Genomic DNA, 20,907 nt, shown 5'->3' on the forward strand with positions numbered 1-20,907 from the left:
TAGTATTGTGAGAACTAAAAAGCGTTTTATTGCGGGCGCATCATGCCCAGCGTGTAACAAAATGGATGTCATGATGTTATACAAAGAACATGATGTTGAAAAAGTAGAGTGTGTAGAATGCGGCCATTCTATGACACAGCCTGAAGAGGCCGTGCAGGCATCAACCCGTCAATTTGAACAAGTGATCGGTGTGTTCAAGCCTCAATAAGAGAGGCAGAGATGCGCAACAGCGCGCATCATCACAGATGAAGGTTAATAATGCGGTGGTGGTGGCTCTTGCTCAACTGGCATCATGTTATTATCTTTACCTTCACTAATTTTTTGAGCTAGCAGCTTGATTTGGTGCTGCATCGTCGCCAGTCGGGACTGGTGCACTCTTAACTCATCGTTAAGTGTCTCGATGGTGTCTTCTTGAAAGGCAACTTTTGCTTCCAGCTCGAACACCCGATTTTCTAATTCAGTCATTACTCTTTTACTCTTTCGAATTGTTCCATTAAGCCACTTGAGCTTTCTGTGACAAGCAGTGCATCTCTTTTCGCAAACGCAACATCAAACACAACGGCTGATTTCGGCCGGCTTCCTTCTCGAGGTTTAACGAGCCAAGTATCCAATTTGGCACCATCGCTTACTCGCCACAATGTGAGTTGGCGGTTGGGTGAGCCCGTGGCGAGAAGATCTCCCTGCTGATTAAAGCGCACTGCGCTAAAGATTTTCTGGCGAGCAATATACTGTAATTGTGCAACAAGATCACCCGAAGTGAGCTGCCATATGCTGGCTTTTTTCATGCTATCAGCAGTAAATGCGTATCGCCCTTGTGGATCGAGTGCAACTTTGGTGACTCTACTGGGGTGATTAAAGCGGTGAAGTACTTGCCCTGTCCGCGTATCCCAAAAGTAAGCGCTATAGTCATTGGCGCCTGTAAGCGCAAAGTGACCGTTGGGGGATAAAGCAATGCTATTAATTTTTTCTTGATGTCCAAGGAACTCTAAGCGCCTTCCGCTATCTAAGTCGAGATGGACAACGACATTGTCGCTGCGACCATAGAGTACATAGCGACCATTGTTGCTCACAGCAATGTCTCGAATTGTGCCGTTATCTATCTGATAATAACCAATATTGTTGCCGTCAGATAAACGCCAAACAGCAAAGCGGTTGCTGGCTGCTGTGACTGCAGTCGAGTTATCATGTGCAATAGCGAGAGAGTGAACCAGGTCGTCGGGTTGATCTGAGTGCGTCCACTGATATTGCAGTCCGTGAGCTGTGTTGTCCCATAAAACTACACCGTGTTCGACAGATGACACTAAACTGTAACGACCGTCGTGTGAAATAGCAGCAGCAAATGCACCTCTCGCAGCATGTTCTACCGTTAGATTTGCTTTTGAGCTGTCCGGTGAACATCCAGATACTGCAACAATTGCGGCACTAAATAAGAGCAGTATGTGCATTTTAAAAAATTTGGCCATAAATTCGGTATTTCCCCTTAACTCTATGATTTTCACCGAGTAGACTAGTGGTAAAATTGATTGGCCCACAAACCTGATATTAGCGTATCAGGGAACTAATGTCGTCTATCACACTGATATTTCCCTTGGTTGAGTTGTAGCAGTGAGATTCTTGGCTTTGACGGCAATGAGTGATAATGTGACATCACCTTTTTTATATTAATAATTATTTAACAAGACAATGAGGTTAGAGAGCAACATTGGTTTCTAGCTGCTCGGATGTCGGAGAGAATAAAATGAAACAAACTATTAAGCTGTCTTTAATTGCAGCGTCAGTACTTGCATTAACTGCTTGTAACCAAAAGGCGCAGGAAACTGCAAAGGTTGAAGAAGTAAAACTTGAAACTGAAATTCAACAACAAGCGTACGGTATTGGCGCTTCAGTTGGTAACTTCTTGCAAAAAGACCTTGCTGACAAAAAAGAACTTGGTATCGAGCTTGATCAAGAGCTGCTAATGCGTGGCTTTAAAGATGCGCTTGCTGGTAACGCAAAGCTTGACGATGAAAAAATTCGTGAAGTGTTAACTGCACTAGATAGTTCTGTACGTGAGAAGCAAACTGCTAAAGCAGAAGCTGACGCGAAGAAGAATAAAGACGAAGGTCAAAAGTATCTTGCTGAAAATGCGAAGAAAGATGGCGTAACTGTTACTGAGTCTGGTCTTCAGTACGAAGTAATGTCAACGGGCGAAGGCAAAAAGCCTGTTGCGACAGACATCGTTAAAGTACATTACAAAGGTACTCTACTAGACGGTTCTGAGTTTGATAGCTCTTACTCTCGCAACCAGCCGGCTACTTTCCCACTTAACCAAGTTATTGCTGGTTGGACTGAAGGTCTACAATTAATGCCTGTTGGTTCTAAGTTCAAGTTCACGATTCCTTCAGAGCTTGGCTATGGTGAGCGTAACCTTGGCAAGATCCCTGCTAACTCAACACTTGTTTTCGAAGTTGAGCTACTTGAGATCCAAGAAGATAAAGAAAAGCCTGCAGAGTAATTTGCAGCATTAAAAAAGGGCCCTTGAGGCCCTTTTTTAATTCCGTACTATTCGCTGTGATTGGCGAAGAGGTTATCGATTAGCTCATCCTCAAGCGCAAAACGCTGCTCTAACGCCTCTCCGAGTGAAGAAAGATCTTTATCAAAGTCCTCTAGACCACTATCTGTTTTAGCTTCTGCATATTTGTCATTGAAGTCTAACGCTAAATCGGTCGAAGCGGTGATTCTCGGATAGATGGAGCGTGCTAGTTTCAGACTTTCCGGGCCTTTCTCTTTACATGCTGCGACGATGTTGTCATAAATTTCGAAGTGTCCCGCAGACAAGTAATCCATTAATATTTGGCAAAAAGACTGGATTTGAACTTGTTCAGGCAGTGCGTTATCGCTGTTTTCGAATGGAGATAGTCCCGCAACTTTATAGTACAGTAGCAACAGCTCCTGACGTTCCATAAGCCAATTGTCGATTACACTATGGCTCCCTCCCCATTTTTGTTGGGCTTGTTCTAACCGTGAAAGCATAGTTATCTCCTTAGCGGGTCGTTTTGTTATTAGGCCCTGCAATGACCAAGTTGCATTTTCTCAAAGAACACACTGTGTTTAAGAGCGTCCAAAACCGGATGTAAGTTTGGACCCAAAAATAGACAGCAATTTGGTACTACCGAATACGTTATCTTGCCTTCTATGAAAAGGAAAACTGATGAAAAGATCAACCACTTTTTGCAAAAAGTGGGGATTTTCTTGCATTTGTACCTTAGTTGGGTTTGTTGAGTGTGGTTGTTAATAATTCTAATTAAGTATTAACTAACAAAGACTTTTTTATTGGCATGATTCTGAATGCGTAAACAAAAAAACCACCCTAGGGTGGTCTAATACAGTTTAGCTATTCGCTTGTTCTTATTAGAAGGTGTTTATTGTTGTTGTTTTGCGCAGGCATTTTATAGCAAGGTTTCTAATAAGGTGCAAATGTGCTCGTCGCATTTTTTATTATACTACGTATATGGCATTGATTAATTTGGTATTTATCTTTCCATTTTGCAGGCCGAAATTAATCAGCTCTTTTGTGAGTCTTGCATATTCAAAGATAGTGAATGTTAATCTGGATCATATTGGCGCCATTTTAACGAGTGAACAGCTAGGGGGCTTGGCCATAAGATGATACAATTCGAGCAATTTTTACAGCACTGGAATTGAATAACGCTATGAGCGAGTTGAAAAATGATCGTTACTTACGCGCGTTGCAGAAGCAGCCGGTTGATGTTACCCCTGTATGGATGATGCGCCAAGCTGGTCGGTATCTCCCTGAGTACAGAGCTACCCGAGCTCAAGCAGGTGATTTTATGAGTCTCTGCAAAAATGCAGAGCTCGCCTGCGAAGTGACACTACAACCTTTGCGTCGCTATCCTTTAGACGCAGCGATTTTATTCAGTGATATTTTAACCATTCCAGATGCAATGGGCTTAGGACTTTATTTTGAAACAGGTGAAGGTCCAAAGTTTGAGCGACCAATTACATCTTTAGCCGATGTACAAAAGCTTCCAAAACTTGATCCAAATGATGACCTGGGTTACGTGATGAATGCGGTAAGCACGATTCGGAGAGAGCTGAAAGGTGAAGTGCCATTGATTGGCTTCTCTGGCTCTCCGTGGACATTGGCGACCTACATGATTGAAGGTGGTAGTAGTAAGACCTTCGGTAAGATTAAGAAGATGGCATTTGCTGAGCCGCAAACTTTACATTTGTTGTTAGACAAAGTAGCCGACTCGGTCATCGATTACTTAAACGCTCAAGTAAAAGCGGGCGCGCAATCGTTGATGATTTTTGATTCTTGGGGTGGAGTGCTAAGCCCAAGAGACTATAAAGAATTTTCTTTGCAATACATGCACAAAATTGTTGATGGCCTGATCCGTGACCATGATGGACGCAAAGTGCCGGTAACGTTATTCACTAAGAATGGCGGCCAGTGGATCGAGTCGATTGCTGCAACGGGCTGTGATGCGATTGGCTTAGATTGGACAATTGATATTGCGGATGCAAAACGTCGTGTGGGCGATAAGGTTGCATTGCAAGGTAATATGGATCCTGCCATGCTACATGGCACACCTGAACGCATTCGTGAAGAAGTGCAATCTATTCTTGCTGGCTTTGGTGAGGGCAGTGGTCACGTGTTTAACTTAGGTCACGGCATTACGCCAGATGTTGACCCTGAAAATGCAGGGGTATTCATTAACTCGGTTCACGAGTTCAGCCGCCAGTATCACCAAAAATAGTAGTGGTATGACATAGCGTAAAAAACCCAAGCTGTGCTTGGGTTTTTTATTGGTGCGCGATTATTCGCTGTCAAATGCGCGGCGCATAAAGTTAGGTGTTGCGAGTGCGCCTTTGTGAATACCACTGTTGTAGTATTCAGTTGCAAACTCAGCTTCGTCTGCGTCTTGCTCTCTGAACCCTGCAAAGGCACTTCCCTTACGCGCAAGCGTTGCAGACCAAATGCCACTCGGATAAATTGGTTGTGGGAAAGGCAAGGTTTGGAGATCAGCAAAACCAACGTCCTTCATTGCACGTCGCATATCTTGTAAAAGAGGCATGTGCATTAATGGTGATTCGCTTTGCTGAATGAGAATACCACCTTCACGTAGTGCATTTAAGCAGCTCGTGTAAAAAGCATGGTTAAATAACCCTTCGCCAGGTCCCACAGGATCCGTACCATCAACAATAATCACATCAATGGAGCTGGCGGCAGCATCACGCATGTACTTGATACCATCGTCAAACATCACGGTAGCACGCGGGTCATCGTTAGAGGCGCATAGTTCAGGAAAGTACTTCAATGACATTTGCGTGACGACTTCATCAATATCTATCTGCGTGACTGATTCTACATCAGGGTGCTTGAGGACCTCACGTAATGTACCGCAGTCTCCACCACCGATAATTACGACGTTTTTCGGTGCTGGGTGTGCAAATAAGGCTGGGTGGCTCATCATCTCGTGATAGAAAAAGTTTTCACGTGTGCTCACCATGGTACAACCGTCAATAATCATAAGGTTGCCAAAGTCAGTGGTTTCGTACATTTCAACTTTTTGAAATGGCGATTGCACTTCATCGAGCTTTTTGTTTATTCGCAGAGAAAAAGCGCTGCCATCGCGGTCACTTATCTCCGTAAACCAACGGTTTGCTTCTAAATTAGACATTTTTGCCTTCACATTGAGTTATTACTTGACGCAATTTTGCCAGCGCCGACTAATTTGCTCAATCTATTTTAGTCGAAAGCAGTCAGTTTGTCTGTGCACAAAAAAGTTATCGACTGAGGAGAGGAGGAGTAGGCAGAAAAGCTGTATTTGCCTATCGCTAAACAAAGATATGCGTATTAAAATGAGCACAATATTGGGTTTTTATAGTTGAGACAATGATGAAGTGGGGAGTTGAAACCGCACGGGAAACTTACAATGTGACACATTGGAGTGATGGTTATTTTGATATTGATGACACCGGAGCACTGGTGGCGTTTCCAGATGGCGATCGCACTAAAGCGCCAATCTCGCTATCAGAGCTGACTGAGCGTTTTAAAGCACAGGGTTTAACCCTACCAGTACTTGTACGTTTCACGGACATTCTACAGAATCGAGTCGATACTCTAACGGATGCGTTTAGCCATGCTCGCCAGCAAAAAAATTATCAAGGCAAGTACACATGCGTGTATCCGATCAAAGTGAATCAACAGCGCTCTGTCGTCAGCAAGTTATTGAGTCACCCAAGTGGTTTGGTGGGCTTAGAAGCCGGTTCTAAACCAGAGCTTATGGCGATACTTGGCCTTGCGAGCAACCCCATAACTATTGTTTGCAATGGTTACAAAGACCGTGAGTTTTTGCGCCTCGCATTAATTGGCCAGGCTATGGGGCATCACGTGCACATCGTAGTTGAGAAGCTTTCTGAACTAGATGCGTTGATTGATGAAATAGACGACCTACAAATCGAACCTTCAATAGGTATCCGTATCCGCCTCAACTCCATTGGTAAAGGTAAGTGGCAAAATACCGGTGGCGAAAAAGGGAAGTTTGGCTTAACCGCAGGCCAAGTACTCGATGCGGTAGAGACATTGCGCAAACACAATAAGTTACACCTTATGCAACTTGTGCATTTTCATATCGGTTCTCAAATTGCCAATATTAGAGATATTCAACGTGCTTTGAGGGAGTGTGCGCGACATTACGCAGAGCTGACTCAACTGGGTGTACCTCTTAAAACGGTCGACGTCGGCGGTGGATTAGGAGTGGATTACGAGGGGTCGGGCTCACGTAGTGCATGTTCAATGAATTATACGGTCGAAGAGTATGCAAGAAATGTGGTGAATGCCTTTGCAGAAGTTGCTGAGCAACATGATTTACCGCACCCTGACATTATCACCGAATCTGGCAGAGCATTGACCGCGCATCATGCTGTTTTGATTACGGATGTGATCGATATTGAATCAGCCCCAAGCAATGAAATTGAGCGCCAACCATGTGCAGATGAACATCATACGATACAGGAATTGAAGGAAGCTTTGTCTCGATTAACGCCAAGGTTAGCGTTAGAGACCTATCATGATGCGATGCATTTGTTTGGTGATGCTCATGATCAATATGTGCATGGCCTAATCAGCATGCAGCAATGGGCGCACATTGAACGGTTATATTTTACTATCTTACGCAGTGTACGTGATAGCTTGAGTGGTCAATCGAGAGCGCATCGAGAAGTACTGGATGACTTAAATGAGAAGTTAGCAGATAAACTGTTTGTGAACTTTTCTTTATTCCAATCATTGCCAGATGTATGGGGGATTGAGCAATTATTCCCAGTGATGCCTATAAATGATTTGGATAAACCTCTGACGCAAAGAGCGATAATTCAAGATATAACCTGCGACTCAGATGGCCAGATACGAGATTATGTAGAGGGTGCGGGTATCGAGTCTAGTTTGCCTATGCCACCATACCAACATGGGCAGCAATATCACTTGGCGATGTTTATGGTGGGTGCATACCAAGAAATTTTAGGTGATCTCCATAATTTATTTGGTGATACTGACTCGGTGCATGTTGAGCTTGATGCGCAAGGTTATAAGCTCACCAACGCGCTTAAGGGGGATTGTGTAGAAGATGTATTGCGTTTTGTTCATTACGATAAGCAACAGTTAGTTGATAACTTTAACAAAACTGTACAAGGGCTCAGTATCACACAACAAACCAAAGACGCTTATTTACAGGAGCTACAGTCTGGGTTAGCTGGATATACTTATTTCGAAGATTAAATAAGCACACTGCTCTGATTTTTTCTGAGCGTTAAAACGCGTATGATACACCCAGTCGCAAAGCTTCTGAGAGGTGCGGCTGAGTGTAGTAAGTGAGAATAACAGTAGTAAAGGAACTTCGCATGTCGCTAGTCCGTCAAATCCTAGGGTTAATTTTATATATCCTCAATACTTTATTTTGGTTTGTCCCAATATTTGTATGTGGATTGCTTAAGTTGATCCCCATTCCCGCATTGCAGAGGCTACTGAGCAAAATGGCCAAAGGGTGTGCCAGTATGTGGGTTGCGGGTAATAACGTAAATCAGCAATGTATTGCACCTTATCAGTTGAAAGTAACTGGCGCGGAGTCCCTCACCGAGAAAGATTGGTATTTGGTGATCGCTAATCACCAAAGCTGGGTAGATATTTTAGTACTACAACGTGTGCTGCATCGTAAAATTCCATTTTTAAATTTTTTCTTAAAGAAGGAATTATTGTATGTACCGTTCCTTGGGCTTGCTTGGTGGGCGTTAGACTTCCCGTTTATGACTCGTACGAGTAAAAGCCAAATTAGAAAGAACCCTAAACTCAAAGGTAAAGATATCGAAACGACACGCAAGGCCTGTGAAAAATTTAAAACCATGCCTGTGAGTATCGTGAACTTTGTTGAAGGCACTCGTTTTACCGAAGAAAAGCATCAAAGGCAGAAGAGCCCATTCAAACATTTGTTGAAACCAAAGGCTGGTGGTATCGCTTTTGTGATGCAGGCAATGGGTGAACAAATTAATAAAGTGGTTAACGTTACCATTCACTATCCGAATGGTGTACCAACCTTTATGGACTTTGTTGCTGGTAAAGTTGGAGAAATCAATGTCCAAGTAGAACTGATGTCAGTGAGTGAAAAGCTGGTTGGTGATTACAGCGGTGACAACGAATTTCGGGTTCAGTTTCAAGGGGAGCTCAATCGTTTATGGTCAGAAAAAGATGAGCGCATGGAACAGCTGGCAGAAGCCACGGAATAGCATGAGCTATCAGCAGTTATGGTAAGTCGATGTACAAAGGAAACGAGACAATGAAAAGTATGCTACCAAAGTGGTTTTGTGGGGCGGTGGGTTCGCTTTATTTACTATTAAATACTGTTGTCTGGGGTCTAATTGTACTCATACTCGGAGTCTTAAAGTGGTGCATACGTATAAAGCTGTTGTCATCGCTACTGCACTGGGCTTACCACAAGTGGTGTGTCGGCAATCGTGTCGGGCTTAAGCTGGGCGGAGTATCACTGCGTGTTACGATGCCAACAGAGGTATCAGTGAATGGCTGGTACCTATTGATATCAAATCATATAAGTTGGCTTGATATTGTGGTACTGAGTGCACAAGAGGTACTACCCGCTCCTAAATTCTTTTTAAAAGATGAACTAAAGTACGTACCACTCATTGGTACTGGCGCGTGGGCACTGGATATGCCGTTTATGAAGCGTGCAAGCAAAACCGCAATTGCGAAAAATCCGAAGTTAAAACGTATGGATGTAGAGCGTACCAAACAAAGCTGTCAGAACTTTCGGCACCATCCTACTACGGTGATTAATTTTGCTGAAGGCACTCGATTTACGCAAAGTAAGCAACAACGCCAGTCGAGCCCATACCGTAACTTATTGAAACCCAAAGCGGGTGGAACTGCCTTTGCCTTAGATGTGTTGAGCTCTCAAATCGACGGGTTACTCAATGCGACTTTGGTTTATCACGGTACAGAGTCACATATATGTCGCGCTTTTATGTTGGGCCGGCTAGACGCCATTACGGTAGAGGTGGAATATACGCCGACGGCGCAGTTACCGGAGGGTGACTACCAAACGGATAAGCAGTATCGAATTCAATTTCAGGCTTTTATTAATGCTCTTTGGTCAGAAAAGGCGCTACGCATTGCGGCTATTGAAGACAAGTACCACACTGTGAGTAGTGATTACGAGGAAGAGGCGGGACAGTTATGAATGTAGGGCATGTGCAAGACTTTATCGTGCCACTCTTTGGCAGTGCTGATGTACACCCTTATGTTTTAGCAATCATGACTAATTTTGTGTCTTTTGGCCTGTTGCTGGTTGTTTTTGCCGGAATTAAACTGGCATTGGTGCCTAAAGTAAAGCAATTTGTGTCTAGTTTTTCACGTGCCAAAATTGCATTCCTCGCACCACAGCTGAGCAAGTTGAGTGGCCGAGTTGCCTTACTCATTTGTAGCATATTATTCGTGGTGATCTATAAACACATGTTTATCGCACCGCCTTGGGCCATGGTGCAACTCAAAGTGGCAGCGCAAGTCATCTTGATCATTGCGTTTGGATTTTTGGTCAGTTCACTAATTAATATTGCACATGCAATTTATCAACAGCAAAAATTTGCCAAAGATGTACCAATCAAGGGTATTATTCAGCTGGTCAAACTGATGATTTTTATTGTTACCAGTGTTTTAGTCGTGAGTACCATGGTAGATAAATCACCGACTTATATTTTGTCTGGGTTTGGCGCCATCGCGGCCGTGACGCTATTGGTGTTTAAAGACACCATATTAGGCTTAGTTGCAAGTATTCAAATCGCGGCCAATCGGTTAGTGGCAACGGGAGATTGGATCCAAGTAGATACCTTTGGAGCTGATGGTGAAGTTATTGATTTGGGCTTGAATACAGTCCGTGTGAGAAATTGGGACAATACAGTCACCACCATTCCAACTTATGCGTTGATTTCAGACTCCTTTAAGAATTGGCGAGCGATGCAGGAGTCGCAGGGGCGCCGTATTAAGCGCGCAATCGCAGTCGATATGAACAGCGTTAAGTTAATTGACGCGCAGCAGTTAACTGATTACAAGCATAAATTCGCGGCTTTTGATTCGATATCTCTGCCTTCCCACTGTAGCAATTTAACGTTATATCGCCTGTATGCTGAATGGTTATTAAAGCAGCGACCTGAGATCAACACGCAGTGCACATGTATGGTACGAGAGCTGTCTCCGACTGAGCATGGGTTACCAGTGGAGTTCTACTGTTTTAGTAAAGACAAAAGCTGGGTGAATTATGAGCATATTCAAGCTGATATTCTAGATCAAATGCTTGTCTTAATGACTGAGTTTGAGCTGCGTCCGTACCAAGTGATCAGCGCTTCTTACTCGTAATTGTCGCCGTAATCCAAACCCTTACAGCGTTTCTTATAACGAGGCGGTAAGTGCTGCTATTAGTGAACAATCTCGTGATTACTAAAAAATGATGAGTCTCTGCTCTATGCTTATGGTATGGTTATGACAGAGAATGTATTTTGTTGTGGCGTTTCTGTGACGATAATATATGTTATAGTTCTTTATGTTTTGGAATAATCCAGTTGTTGTGCAGGTACGCTGAGTAATATAGCATTTTATGTGCGTGGTTTTTGAGTAGGTGATTGAATGAAGTTTTATGCCGTGCTCATACAGAGCTTGTTGGTATTAATATATAGCGCACACAGCCAAGCGGTCGATCAAGTAGTGCATGTCGCCATTGATCATGCTCCCCCCTATAGTCGCCTTAGCGATGACAGCCGCTCTCAGGGCCTGATACTGGATATCTTGCGTTATGCCCAGTTAACGAGTGAGAAAAAGTACAAAATTAATACGGTTCCTTGCCCATTTTCTCGCTGTGTTCGTCTTCTTAGCAAAGGAAAGGTGGATGTGATGGGGGGACTGATTAAAACGCCCGAACGTCAGAAAATTATGTCTTTTGTCGAACCACCTTACATGGTGTTGTCATCTTCTTTTGTTTTTTATGGCACTGAAGTCAGCGGAATAGAAGTGAATAGCTATGACGACTTACGTGGCAAGCGCATTGCGGTTATGCGTGGGGGCGCTTTCTTTCCAAAATTCGACAAAGATAACAGCCTTAACAAGGTCGCGGTTCCCTCGGAGCGTGTCGCGGTTGATTTAGTTTTAAAAGGGCGAGTGGATCTGGTTATTGCAGTTGAAGACACGGCTGATGTTGCTATGAGTGTTCTAGATCAGCCCATCCATAAATTGAAAAAAATGAAATATCGCCATACACAAGAGATTTACGGATATATGGCAATGAGCTCAGACTTTGCGAGTTCTCAATTAGGCTCGTTAATATCAAAACAAATGCATGAAATGGCGAGAGATAAAACTCTAGATAAGCTTGTGGCGCCATATCATTTGCCCAAGATCCCCACACATTTAATTGAACCTCCCAAAGCCTCTGCTGCTTCGTTCTCACCTCGTTAATGTGGGTTTTGAGAACGATGGCTCAGGTGCAAGGCCATTTTGAATACTAATTGTTCAAGATCTTGATATGCTTGTACGGCTTCTTGAGATTCTGTGTTGGTATCCGTGAGCAAGACATAACCGGTATTATTGTAGTAATCAGCAAACAAGAGAGATTTAGACGCACTTCCTTGGCCACGATGGTAAGACTTTTGATTGTCTACTCGCCAAAAATAATTGGCCATAGGTAATTGAGCCGCTTCGTTTTGTGCCAGTCGCATTTTCAGATAATGACTGAGGTCATTGGCTGTTGAGACAAGCTTACCTTTCACGGACTCTGCCTTTTGAGTTGGTTGCCAATAAGTGTTATGCATATTGAGTGGCTCGAACACGTAGCGTTGAGTCAATGTAGCAATGCTCTCTTGATGACTTTGTTCTAAAACAAAAGTGGCCAATTCAACACCGACATGTGAATATGTGGATAACTCCCCGGGTGTCACGCCATAGTGAGTTGAGAAGTTTTTTAGATGATATAACTTGCCTGCTGAAGTCAAATAAGCCTGTAAAAACTCTTCGCGTGTCACTGGCGTATTAGTACAAGGCAATAATAATTGCCGTGACTGCCCAGTGTCTGATGCTGAGCAGCTAAGCACTGTGGGATTATCGATAATGCCGCTGCGGTGCTTAAGCAATTGGCTAAGGGTTAGTTCAGAGTTATTTTCCTCAGGGTAATCTATTGAGAAGGGCAGCAGTGGGTAGATTGATTCATCTAAATCTAGGCGTTTTTCTAAACTGGCCGTGGCAATGGTGGCGCCAATAAATATTTCGTCCAAAGAAGCAAGATAAAATGGAGTATCAGCATCAATTGGCTGCTGATTATTGGTTGTGAACCCCTGACTGTAGATTGATTGGCCGTGTGCGATAATATTGACTGCAATGTTTGGAATATTACCTTGCGATTGCAGCGCAAAAACTTGGTTTTCAAAACCCTGAATGTCCATCACATTATTGGGTGACTTTTGAAGTTTGTTTAGGACGAAGTCATAGGTTTCGAATCGCTGTGCTTCGAGGTCATGTCGGCTAAATGCGGGTACTTGATGATCGGGTATTAAGCCAATATGTTCAAAAGCATCCCCTTGCGCATTGCGATAGACCTCGTTGGATAAGCTGATTCTCCAGCCGTTAGGGAGGGTGAATCGCAAAGCGTCCGACAGCGCTCCTGCGGTTTCTTCACCTACTTTAGTAACCTGCTTAAATTGATCCATAGCCATGGTAAATACTTCCGCGGCACTGACCGTAAGCTGGCTAGTCAGTAAATAAACGGGTTGAGTATAAGCAAACGGGTTAGTGGTTAATTTTTGACGCATAGGAATGCCTCTGCCAGCTTGGTTGATTGCCTGCTTATTGAATGCCAGTACGTCGCGATCTGCAAAGTAGCTTGCGATGGCCAAAGAAATGGCGTCATCACCTCCTGTGTTATGGCGTACATCAATGATCATCGCTTCAGTGTCTTTTAAATCTGCGATTACACGGGTCATCATTTCGTGTGCAGCTTTTAGGTGTTGTTGCTCATCTGCGCTTGAGAGTGTGGCGTAGTCGTCCATATTGTTGAGCACCAATATGCCAACATTTGAGGTGGTCTTTCCCCAAATTGCGGTCGCATTGTCGCTCTGTTGAGGCTGGGTATTTAAAGTGTCAGGCGCTATGTAGTGTTGGCTTATGGCTTGTAGTTTCTTTTGATATTGAGCAAACAAGCTGGGTAAATCATTCTCTCTCCCTTGGGTACGCAGCTGATCGGCGTCTGCTTGAATGGCATCAAGTATGGGGGTGGGTTTACTGGTAAAAAATTCCTGCTGTGGCGATGAAATCGTGACGTGTATGTCTTGCAAAGGGGCCACCATTTCTGCGAGTACATCAAATAGTTCGTCATCTGACATAGTGTCCGTGATTTGAGGGCGATGAAGGTCATACTGTGCTTGCCAATCAACATCTCTGAGAGAGAAAAAAGCATAGTAATCATTAAATGCATGCCAAAAGTAATCAAATATTACGCTGGGAGCAGATGAGTCAGAAATTGTCAGCGGATGATTGCACTGAGAGGGCAGCGCATCGAGTTGTTCATAGTAATTTGGGTAAACTTGCCCCTTATTTTCCATACGTAAACGTCTCGCTTGGGAGAGAGCAATAGAGTCTAATTGAGCGGTTTGTTCAAGGTGTGCTTGCTCTGATATTTGAAGGCATCCATAGCGATTGTATTCATAGCGTATAACTCTGTTCATCGTGATGTTGAGTGCTTCTCCATAAGCAGGCTTTTGCCATATACCAGCTGAACGTTGTAAATCTGAGCGATGATCCTGATTATCTTGGCAGCCGCTTATAAGTAATATTGTCGCGATCAAAATGGTTGGGTACCCTGATGTCAGTGTCATGAGAAACAGTCCCTTGTTATTGTGGATGTTGTGTTTGTAAAAGAGACAATGAGTCTACAAAGAGTTGTTTTTGAGTGCTGTTAGGGAGTTGGCAAAAAGCGTCAGTAATTGTTGTAAAGCTGCTACATTTTTAAACAGTCTGCAGTGAACTTTAACGCTACGCTGTAATACACTTAAGTTTAATAAGGACAGTTGTGATGAAGTTTGAAAACTTTGCTGCGAAATACTTCGCCATGAGCGATGACGTTTGGGCTCGTCACGCTAACCCTTGGAGTGTATGGACAAGATATAGTTGTTTACCATTACTGCTCGCATGCTTGTGGTGGCGAGACGCACTACAGGGCTGGTTTTGGCCCTTATTAGTGGTATTAGTATTATGGGTTTGGTTTAACCCTAGGTGCTTTAAAAAGCCGTTAACGACTGAAAATTGGGCATCGCAAAGTGTACTCGGGGAGCGAATACTGCTCTATCAGCGAGATAAAGTCGCAGCTCACCATACTCCCGTGCTTACTGTCATTACTAGCCTATTAACTATTTTCACTGCTTTGTGTGTTTCGGGACTCTTTTTTCATGAACCCATAAGTACATGCATGGGCGCGTTGGGGTTAACTCTGACAAAAACTTGGTTTCTTGACAGAATGGTATGGATATATCGTGAAACAACATCTCAACCCCTCTCAGCCCACACTTAATTGTCGAATACATCACACACTGAGGCAACAGGTGCATCGATGACAGTAATGTTTTTATAGCCAATACGGTGTAGCTGCTCTGCGGCTAACACCGCTCTGCCGCCCATTGCACAATGAAGATAAATAGCGCTGCCTAAGTCAGGTGCTTTTTGTGGCAGGATAAACTCTAACATGCCTCTGGGTATATTGATTGCCCCTTTGGGAGCTTGTTTTTGATGCTCAATGGGTTCACGTACGTCAACCAGCAGGGCCTGATTGCCCATCATTTCATGCTGCGCTTGATAAACATCCAAGCAACGTATGGTTTTTTTAACAGATTGAATTAAAGATTGTGTTGCAGTCAGCACTTTAAATGTTCCGATATTTATATTAGATACATCTAATATTAGACATTTCTAATGTAAATATCTATACTCGCGTCCATATTAGTCACTAAGAGTATTCAAATGACCCCGCAAGACATGGCAAGCAATGCGACCAAAGCTGAAGCGCTATTGAAAATTATGGCCAACAAAAATCGCTTGATGATCTTATGTTGTTTACAACAGTCAGAAATGAGTGTGACTGAGTTGAATACGCAAATCCCCCTAGCGCAATCAGCGTTATCACAACACTTAGCTGGGCTCAGAAAGGCTGAAGTAGTCGCAACGCGACGTGAAGGTCAGACAATTTACTATCGAGTGGTTGATGAAAATGTCGCAGCAATGCTTGAAAAATTGTACGAGTTGTTTTGCCAAGCTTAATCTGTGAGGGACAGTGATGTTTGTATCCGTTAGTCGGCGTGTCTTGTTAAGCACAGTGCCGCTTTATATTTTACTTGCCAGTTTTATGCTGGGGTTATTCGCACTGCAATACACAGCCCGAGAAGAAGAGCCGCAGATCGTCGTACCTATTTTAGATGTTCATGTAGAAGTGCCTAATGTTGATGCGCCTGAGGTAACCAGACTTGTGACTGAGCCATTGGAAAAGTTGCTGATGCAAATTCCAGGTGTAGAGCATGTGTACTCCACCACTGTTACAGGTAAAACAAGGGTAACATTACGTTTTGAAGTTGGAGAAGACAGAGAACGCGCTATTCTGAATACTTATACCAAGCTGTATGCCAATGAAGATAGCAAGGCAAATGTCGTGTCAAATTGGCAAATCAAGCCTATTGAAGTGGACGATGTCGCTATTCTCATGTTGGGTATCTTCAGTGAAAACCCAGCACGCTATAGTGATTATGAGTTGACGCGCATCGCACAGGAGGTATCAACTCAGCTTCAAACCATCACCAACACCAATGAAGTTAAAGTATTGGCAGGTCGCACACGGCAAGTACAAATTGAATTGGACGCTACAGCATTGGCCGCGCATCACACCACGCCATTAGATGTGTTCAATGCGATTCAGTACGCCAATCAATTGCAACAAGTGGGAGCATTTGTTGCGGGTAAAACTCAGTGGCAATTACAAACGGGTGATGTGCTACGCAGCGAAGATGAGCTTAAAAAGCTTGTGGTCAATGTAATCAATGGAAAACAGATTTATCTTACGGATGTAGCAACGGTTAAAGATGGTCCGAGTGAACCCGCTCGATATCAATGGTTGTCACAAAGTAGAAGTGGTGAAAATCAGCCTATGGTGACTATCAGTGTCGCAAAGCAACAAGGCAGCAATGCGGTCACCGTATCACAACAAGTCTTGGCAAGAATGGCACAGCTCGAATCGCACTTATTACCGGAAGGCGTGAGCTATAAAGTCTTGCGGAATTATGGCCAAACTGCCGATGAAAAAGTGGATAATCTCACAGCCAGTTTAGCATTTGCAGTGCTCAGTGTGATCATTTTTGTTGGTGTGTTTTTGGGTTGGCGCCCTGCGATCGTTGTGGGATTGGCAATTCCGATTTGCTATGGCATTACGCTGACTATCGGATACTTTTTTGGGTATACCATTAATAGAGTGACGTTGTTTGCACTGATTTTAGCACTGGGTCTGCTGGTTGATGACCCGATCACAGGGATGGATAATATTACCCGATTTGTTAGTCGCAGAGGAAACAAACCGAGGGTCGTGACTCTGGCTATGCTAGAGGTAAAAACACCGTTGTTGATCTCTACTTTAACGATTGTTGTAGCGTTTATTCCACTTGGGTTTATTACGGGCATGATGGGGCCGTATATGGCACCTATGGCATTTAATATCCCCTTGAGTGTCGTGGTATCCACATTAGTTGCGCTTTTTGTTACTCCTTGGTTGGCGATGAAGCTACTCAGTGGCGCGGGACCCGCAGAAGAGTTGGTTACAAAGGTTGATACGAGCACCTACCGCCGTATGTTGACTGTGTTATTAACCAACCCTCGACAAGCGAAGTGGCTTTTATGGCTGGTACTTGGTGCTTTTATAATCAGTGTCAGCCTACCGCTGATGCGCGCAGTACCTCTAAAGCTCTTACCTTTTGATAACAAAAATGAGGTGCAGGTACTGATTGACTTGCCAGAGGGGAGTAGCCTCGAACACACAGCAAGTATTGTACAAAAAGTGCAAAATAAACTCTGGCAGTTACCGGAGGTCAGCTCCGTTGCTACGTATGTGGGGTCACCATCGAGCATGGACTTTAATGGATTGGTACGGGGTTATTACCAACGCCATGGCAGCCATTTAGCGGATATTCGAGTCTTGCTGATTGATAAAAGCCTCCGAGAACATCAATCTCATGCCGTGGTGTTACGAATGAGAGCTGTACTTGCTGATGCGATACAAGAAGGGGTCCATATTAAAGTGGTGGAAGTACCACCTGGGCCCCCTGTGATGTCTACCTTAGTTGCTGAAGTGTATAAAGAAGATATTTTTGCCGACAAGTCTTTACAGCAACAAGCTGCAAGGGCGCTAGCTCAGCGCTTGCGCCAAGAAGCCCATGTGATAGATGTAGATACGAGTATTGCTGCACCATCTCACGTACATCGTTTTGTCTTGGATAAACGCAAAGCTGCATTGTCAGGTATTGGTACGCAGGATGTGAACCACACTCTCCAGATAGCCAGCGCGGGTGTTGAGGCCGGTTTGTTGCATGTGCCTTATGAAGCTGAGCCATTAATGATGAAACTACAGATGTCTTATGCCGATCGCAATCGCTGGTCTGAATTGAACGCACTCCAAGTACGTGGGCGCTATGAGCTGGCTAAGACATCGGCGAACAGTGCATTAGCAGAAGCGGCTCGCCCTCTGGTACCCATTTATGAGCTCGGGCAGTGGCAACAAAGCGCTGCACAACAACCCATATATAGGAAAGATTTAGCTGAAGTGATTTACGTCACTGCTGAATTGAATGGTCGAGTACCTGCTGCTGTCATTGCAGATGTTGTGAGCGATGAAGGAAAGGCCCAAACTCAGACCAAAGCTTGGTTTGAACGCACATTTTTAAGTAGTGGCGCAGGCATTGAATGGCATATGCCAAAAGGCACCTCTTACACCTTCTCGGGTGAAGGTGAGTGGCGTATAACTGTGGATGTGTTTCGAGACATGGGGATTGCATTTGCTTTTGCCCTTGGTGCAATCTTTTTGATTTTACGTTTGCAGACTGATTCGAGCGCGTTGGCAGGGATTATTATGTCTTCCATCCCACTGACTATGGTTGGCATCATGCCGGGTTTTTGGCTGTTGAATCAATTTGGCGAGCGCAGTATTGCAGATGCACCAGACCCTGTATTGTTTAGCGCAACGGCCATGATAGGTATGATAGCGCTAGCAGGCATTGTGGTGAGAAATAGCCTGATCTTAATTGAGTTTGTCAATCAATTAAGGGCGCAAGGGGTTGCGATTAAAGAGGCACTATTCCGTGCTGGAGAGGTGAGAATGAGGCCAGTGTTACTGGCTGCTGGAACCACAATGCTGGGTAATATTGTTATTATATTCGATCCCGTATTTAGTGGCTTAGCACTGGCGATTATTTTTGGCACCTTGGCATCGACACTATTATCTCTGGTGGTAGTGCCGGTTGTATATTACTTGGTGTTTAACGACGAAGCTAAAGAGGAGAGTAAGCATGCCGATGGTTCATAAAAAAGTGGTGGCCATTGTCGCAATGTGCACTTTGATTTTAACTCTCGCGATTTTTACAGGCGCCTTTGAGGAGAAACTTAGCCCCATAAATTTGCACCCTTCCCAATTGCACACGGGGGAGCGTTATTTGGTCACAGCGCAAGCAATTGAACTGCAAAATACGATTAGTGCCAACGTCTCTGCACAAGAAAACACGCGTGTTGCGAGTCGTATTTTGGCACAGATTAAAACCATAGAAGTGCGCGCAGGGCAAGCTGTTAAGCAAGGTGACGTTATTGCAACCTTAGCGGATGAGCAGCTACAAGCCACTGTTAAACAAGTTAGCGCACAAAGTGAAGCAAATGAGGTGCAATTAGCGCAAGCGCAAAAGCAATTAAACCGAGTAAGCGCTTTATTGGATCGGGGTTTGGTAGCCAGAGATCAGGTGGATAGTTGGCAAAGTAATGTGGATGAACTAAGCGCAAAGCGTACGGCATTAATGGAGCAGCTTAAGGGTGCACAGGTCGCGTTGGGTTATACGCAAATCGTGGCACCCATTTCCGGTGTAGTGGTAGAGCGTTTGGTTGAGCCGGGCGACATGGTTACACCTGGTACACCTGTATTAGACTTGTTTAACCCTGCAAGTTTGCAAATATCGGCATCTGTTGGGGCCAGCTTGGTTGGAAAACTACAAGTGGGGGCCAATTTGTTAGTAAGGATAGGTGCATCAGAACGTACCTTGAGTGGCAAAATTAGTGAGATAGTACCTGTGGCAGATAATTTAGCGAGGCAATTTTTAATCAAGCTAGATGTAGTGACGCCTAAGGGTATCAAGCCAGGCATGTATGCTGAAGTTTACTTACCAGCGCAACGAGTAAAAAGGGTGCTGATCCCTCGCAAGTTGGTGAAACGTGCAGGACAACTCACTATGGTTGATGTGGTTGAGAGTGGTGTGAAGTCTCGCAGGTTAATACGTTTAGGTTCAATCTATGATGAAAAAGTCATGGTGATATCGGGATTGAGTGACGGTGAGATACTGGCTATTTAAGCCAATATCTCATTTGGGTTTCATATCAAATGAAAGACGCAATTTCTTCAAGTGGTTTTTTAACTAATGCGTGCTCTGGTACTGTTGCATCTTCGGCAGGGTATCCCGCTATCAACAACATATAAGGACGTTCATTATCTTTGTCGCGCTGACAAATTTCGGTTAAAAAGCTCATTGGTTTGGGAGTATGCGTAAGAGTTGCTAATCCCGCGTTGTGTAAAGATTGAATTAAAAATCCTGTGGCGATACCAACTGATTCATGCACGTAATAGTTGGTATTTTTGTCCTCGGTATGGATCCCGCCTTTTTTCTGAGTAAAAATAGCGATCAACCAAGGTGCGTGCTCTAAATAAGGCTTTTCAGCATCAGTGCCAAGCGGTTTCAGCGCATCTAACCATTCATCACCAGCACGGCCTTCATAAAATGAACGCTCTAATTGCTCCGCGGCCTCTCTAATTTGCTTCTTCACTTCGCTGCTGTGGATCGCGACAAAATGCCAAGGCTGGTGGTTTGCGCCACTCGGTGCTAAGCCGGCAGTTTTAATACAGGCTTCAATAATCTCTTTAGGGACTGGTCTGTCGCTGAAACTACGGATCGTATGGCGTCGCTTCATCAGTGCTAAGTTGTCATCGGCGCGCTGTTGCATTTCCTCGGGGGTATATTCAACAAAATCTGTCAAAGGGATATTGTCATGGGCTTTCATGGTTGTGATTCCTAGTTACT

The 20,907-nt window shown here is 44.1% G+C and carries 19 protein-coding genes; 12 read left to right on the forward strand and 7 right to left on the reverse strand.

Going from position 1 to position 20,907, the window contains the following annotated elements; genetic code table 11:
• Positions 1 to 7 precede the first annotated feature (7 nt).
• Positions 8 to 208: a YheV family putative zinc ribbon protein gene (locus N480_RS05265; protein ID WP_063371495.1), complete on the forward strand. Its 201-nt coding sequence runs from the start codon at positions 8 to 10 to the stop codon at positions 206 to 208.
• 44 nt (positions 209 to 252) lie between these two features.
• On the opposite strand, the gene N480_RS05270 is transcribed toward N480_RS05265, so the two are convergent.
• On the reverse strand, positions 253 to 465 hold the full coding sequence (locus N480_RS05270) for a SlyX family protein (protein ID WP_063371496.1): 213 nt from the start codon (positions 463 to 465) through the stop codon (positions 253 to 255).
• Positions 465 to 1,463 carry a WD40 repeat domain-containing protein gene (locus tag N480_RS05275; protein WP_081231759.1) on the reverse strand — a complete coding sequence of 333 codons (999 nt, stop codon included), beginning with the start codon at positions 1,461 to 1,463 and terminating at the stop codon, positions 465 to 467. Before N480_RS05275 ends, N480_RS05270 begins: the two co-directional genes overlap by 1 nt.
• Positions 1,464 to 1,738: 275 nt before the next feature.
• Between N480_RS05275 and fkpA the strand changes: the two genes are divergently transcribed.
• Positions 1,739 to 2,494, forward strand: a complete 756-nt coding sequence (fkpA, locus tag N480_RS05280) for an FKBP-type peptidyl-prolyl cis-trans isomerase (protein WP_063371497.1) — start codon at positions 1,739 to 1,741, stop codon at positions 2,492 to 2,494.
• A 47-nt stretch (positions 2,495 to 2,541) separates the two neighbouring features.
• Here the strand turns inward: fkpA and N480_RS05285 are convergent, their stop codons facing one another.
• Positions 2,542 to 3,012 (reverse strand): Rsd/AlgQ family anti-sigma factor, encoded by a 471-nt coding sequence (locus tag N480_RS05285; RefSeq protein WP_063371498.1) that lies wholly within the window; start codon positions 3,010 to 3,012, stop codon positions 2,542 to 2,544.
• Positions 3,013 to 3,692: 680 nt separating this feature from the next.
• On the opposite strand from N480_RS05285, the gene hemE reads away from it, so the two are divergent.
• Positions 3,693 to 4,760: a uroporphyrinogen decarboxylase gene (gene hemE, locus N480_RS05290; RefSeq protein ID WP_063371499.1), complete on the forward strand. Its 1,068-nt coding sequence runs from the start codon at positions 3,693 to 3,695 to the stop codon at positions 4,758 to 4,760.
• Positions 4,761 to 4,820: 60 nt separating this feature from the next.
• Here the strand turns inward: hemE and speE are convergent, their stop codons facing one another.
• The gene (gene speE, locus N480_RS05295) at positions 4,821 to 5,684 is read right to left on the reverse strand and encodes a polyamine aminopropyltransferase (protein WP_063371500.1); all 864 of its coding nucleotides are present in this window, start codon (positions 5,682 to 5,684) and stop codon (positions 4,821 to 4,823) included.
• Between the two features lie 218 nt (positions 5,685 to 5,902).
• Between speE and speA the strand changes: the two genes are divergently transcribed.
• From speA to N480_RS05320, 5 genes are all read left to right on the forward strand, one after another.
• Positions 5,903 to 7,783 (forward strand): biosynthetic arginine decarboxylase, encoded by a 1,881-nt coding sequence (gene speA / locus N480_RS05300; protein WP_081231760.1) that lies wholly within the window; start codon positions 5,903 to 5,905, stop codon positions 7,781 to 7,783.
• Between the two features lie 122 nt (positions 7,784 to 7,905).
• Positions 7,906 to 8,784 carry an acyltransferase gene (locus N480_RS05305; protein ID WP_063371502.1) on the forward strand — a complete coding sequence of 293 codons (879 nt, stop codon included), beginning with the start codon at positions 7,906 to 7,908 and terminating at the stop codon, positions 8,782 to 8,784.
• 50 nt (positions 8,785 to 8,834) lie between these two features.
• Positions 8,835 to 9,752: an acetyltransferase gene (locus N480_RS05310; protein ID WP_063371503.1), complete on the forward strand. Its 918-nt coding sequence runs from the start codon at positions 8,835 to 8,837 to the stop codon at positions 9,750 to 9,752.
• Complete coding sequence (locus N480_RS05315) at positions 9,749 to 10,924, forward strand: mechanosensitive ion channel family protein (protein ID WP_063371504.1); 1,176 nt, start codon at positions 9,749 to 9,751, stop codon at positions 10,922 to 10,924. The genes N480_RS05310 and N480_RS05315 overlap by 4 nt, the downstream gene beginning before the upstream one ends.
• Before the next feature lie 267 nt (positions 10,925 to 11,191).
• Complete coding sequence (locus N480_RS05320) at positions 11,192 to 12,016, forward strand: substrate-binding periplasmic protein (RefSeq protein ID WP_081231761.1); 825 nt, start codon at positions 11,192 to 11,194, stop codon at positions 12,014 to 12,016.
• On the opposite strand, the gene N480_RS05325 is transcribed toward N480_RS05320, so the two are convergent.
• Complete coding sequence (locus tag N480_RS05325; RefSeq protein ID WP_063371505.1) at positions 12,013 to 14,424, reverse strand: S41 family peptidase; 2,412 nt, start codon at positions 14,422 to 14,424, stop codon at positions 12,013 to 12,015. The genes N480_RS05320 and N480_RS05325 overlap by 4 nt on opposite strands.
• 197 nt (positions 14,425 to 14,621) lie before the next feature.
• Here N480_RS05325 and N480_RS05330 point away from each other — a divergent pair, with 197 nt between their 5' ends.
• Positions 14,622 to 15,116 (forward strand): DUF6653 family protein, encoded by a 495-nt coding sequence (locus N480_RS05330; RefSeq protein WP_063371506.1) that lies wholly within the window; start codon positions 14,622 to 14,624, stop codon positions 15,114 to 15,116.
• Here N480_RS05330 and N480_RS05335 read toward each other — a convergent pair.
• Complete coding sequence (locus tag N480_RS05335; RefSeq protein ID WP_063371507.1) at positions 15,113 to 15,463, reverse strand: rhodanese-like domain-containing protein; 351 nt, start codon at positions 15,461 to 15,463, stop codon at positions 15,113 to 15,115. The genes N480_RS05330 and N480_RS05335 overlap by 4 nt on opposite strands.
• A 99-nt stretch (positions 15,464 to 15,562) precedes the next feature.
• Between N480_RS05335 and N480_RS05340 the strand changes: the two genes are divergently transcribed.
• Genes N480_RS05340 through N480_RS05350 form a run of 3 tightly spaced genes read left to right on the forward strand, consistent with a single transcriptional unit; the run spans position 15,563 to position 20,184 of the window.
• On the forward strand, positions 15,563 to 15,859 hold the full coding sequence (locus tag N480_RS05340; RefSeq protein WP_063371508.1) for an ArsR/SmtB family transcription factor: 297 nt from the start codon (positions 15,563 to 15,565) through the stop codon (positions 15,857 to 15,859).
• A 16-nt stretch (positions 15,860 to 15,875) separates the two neighbouring features.
• On the forward strand, positions 15,876 to 19,157 hold the full coding sequence (locus N480_RS05345; protein ID WP_063371509.1) for an efflux RND transporter permease subunit: 3,282 nt from the start codon (positions 15,876 to 15,878) through the stop codon (positions 19,155 to 19,157).
• Positions 19,141 to 20,184 carry an efflux RND transporter periplasmic adaptor subunit gene (locus N480_RS05350; protein WP_081231762.1) on the forward strand — a complete coding sequence of 348 codons (1,044 nt, stop codon included), beginning with the start codon at positions 19,141 to 19,143 and terminating at the stop codon, positions 20,182 to 20,184. Before N480_RS05345 ends, N480_RS05350 begins: the two co-directional genes overlap by 17 nt.
• Positions 20,185 to 20,209: 25 nt before the next feature.
• Here N480_RS05350 and N480_RS05355 read toward each other — a convergent pair whose 3' ends face one another.
• Positions 20,210 to 20,887: a nitroreductase family protein gene (locus N480_RS05355; RefSeq protein ID WP_063371510.1), complete on the reverse strand. Its 678-nt coding sequence runs from the start codon at positions 20,885 to 20,887 to the stop codon at positions 20,210 to 20,212.
• Between the last annotated feature and the right edge of the window lie 20 nt (positions 20,888 to 20,907).

The sequence above is a fragment of the Pseudoalteromonas luteoviolacea S2607 genome (genome assembly GCF_001625575.1).
Taxonomy (GTDB): domain Bacteria; phylum Pseudomonadota; class Gammaproteobacteria; order Enterobacterales; family Alteromonadaceae; genus Pseudoalteromonas; species Pseudoalteromonas luteoviolacea_E.

Excerpts from the sequence above, each read along its gene's own strand:
- N480_RS05270 (WP_063371496.1), bottom strand. The coding sequence starts at position 465 with ATGACTGAATTAGAAAATCGGGTGTTCGAGCTGGAAGCAAAAGTTGCC.
- N480_RS05275 (WP_081231759.1), bottom strand. The coding sequence starts at position 1,463 with ATGGCCAAATTTTTTAAAATGCACATACTGCTCTTATTTAGTGCCGCA.
- fkpA (WP_063371497.1), top strand. The coding sequence starts at position 1,739 with ATGAAACAAACTATTAAGCTGTCTTTAATTGCAGCGTCAGTACTTGCA.
- N480_RS05285 (WP_063371498.1), bottom strand. The coding sequence starts at position 3,012 with ATGCTTTCACGGTTAGAACAAGCCCAACAAAAATGGGGAGGGAGCCAT.
- hemE (WP_063371499.1), top strand. The coding sequence starts at position 3,693 with ATGAGCGAGTTGAAAAATGATCGTTACTTACGCGCGTTGCAGAAGCAG.
- speE (WP_063371500.1), bottom strand. The coding sequence starts at position 5,684 with ATGTCTAATTTAGAAGCAAACCGTTGGTTTACGGAGATAAGTGACCGC.
- speA (WP_081231760.1), top strand. The coding sequence starts at position 5,903 with ATGAAGTGGGGAGTTGAAACCGCACGGGAAACTTACAATGTGACACAT.
- N480_RS05305 (WP_063371502.1), top strand. The coding sequence starts at position 7,906 with ATGTCGCTAGTCCGTCAAATCCTAGGGTTAATTTTATATATCCTCAAT.
- N480_RS05310 (WP_063371503.1), top strand. The coding sequence starts at position 8,835 with ATGAAAAGTATGCTACCAAAGTGGTTTTGTGGGGCGGTGGGTTCGCTT.
- N480_RS05315 (WP_063371504.1), top strand. The coding sequence starts at position 9,749 with ATGAATGTAGGGCATGTGCAAGACTTTATCGTGCCACTCTTTGGCAGT.
- N480_RS05320 (WP_081231761.1), top strand. The coding sequence starts at position 11,192 with ATGAAGTTTTATGCCGTGCTCATACAGAGCTTGTTGGTATTAATATAT.
- N480_RS05325 (WP_063371505.1), bottom strand. The coding sequence starts at position 14,424 with ATGACACTGACATCAGGGTACCCAACCATTTTGATCGCGACAATATTA.
- N480_RS05330 (WP_063371506.1), top strand. The coding sequence starts at position 14,622 with ATGAAGTTTGAAAACTTTGCTGCGAAATACTTCGCCATGAGCGATGAC.
- N480_RS05340 (WP_063371508.1), top strand. The coding sequence starts at position 15,563 with ATGACCCCGCAAGACATGGCAAGCAATGCGACCAAAGCTGAAGCGCTA.
- N480_RS05345 (WP_063371509.1), top strand. The coding sequence starts at position 15,876 with ATGTTTGTATCCGTTAGTCGGCGTGTCTTGTTAAGCACAGTGCCGCTT.
- N480_RS05350 (WP_081231762.1), top strand. The coding sequence starts at position 19,141 with ATGCCGATGGTTCATAAAAAAGTGGTGGCCATTGTCGCAATGTGCACT.
- N480_RS05355 (WP_063371510.1), bottom strand. The coding sequence starts at position 20,887 with ATGAAAGCCCATGACAATATCCCTTTGACAGATTTTGTTGAATATACC.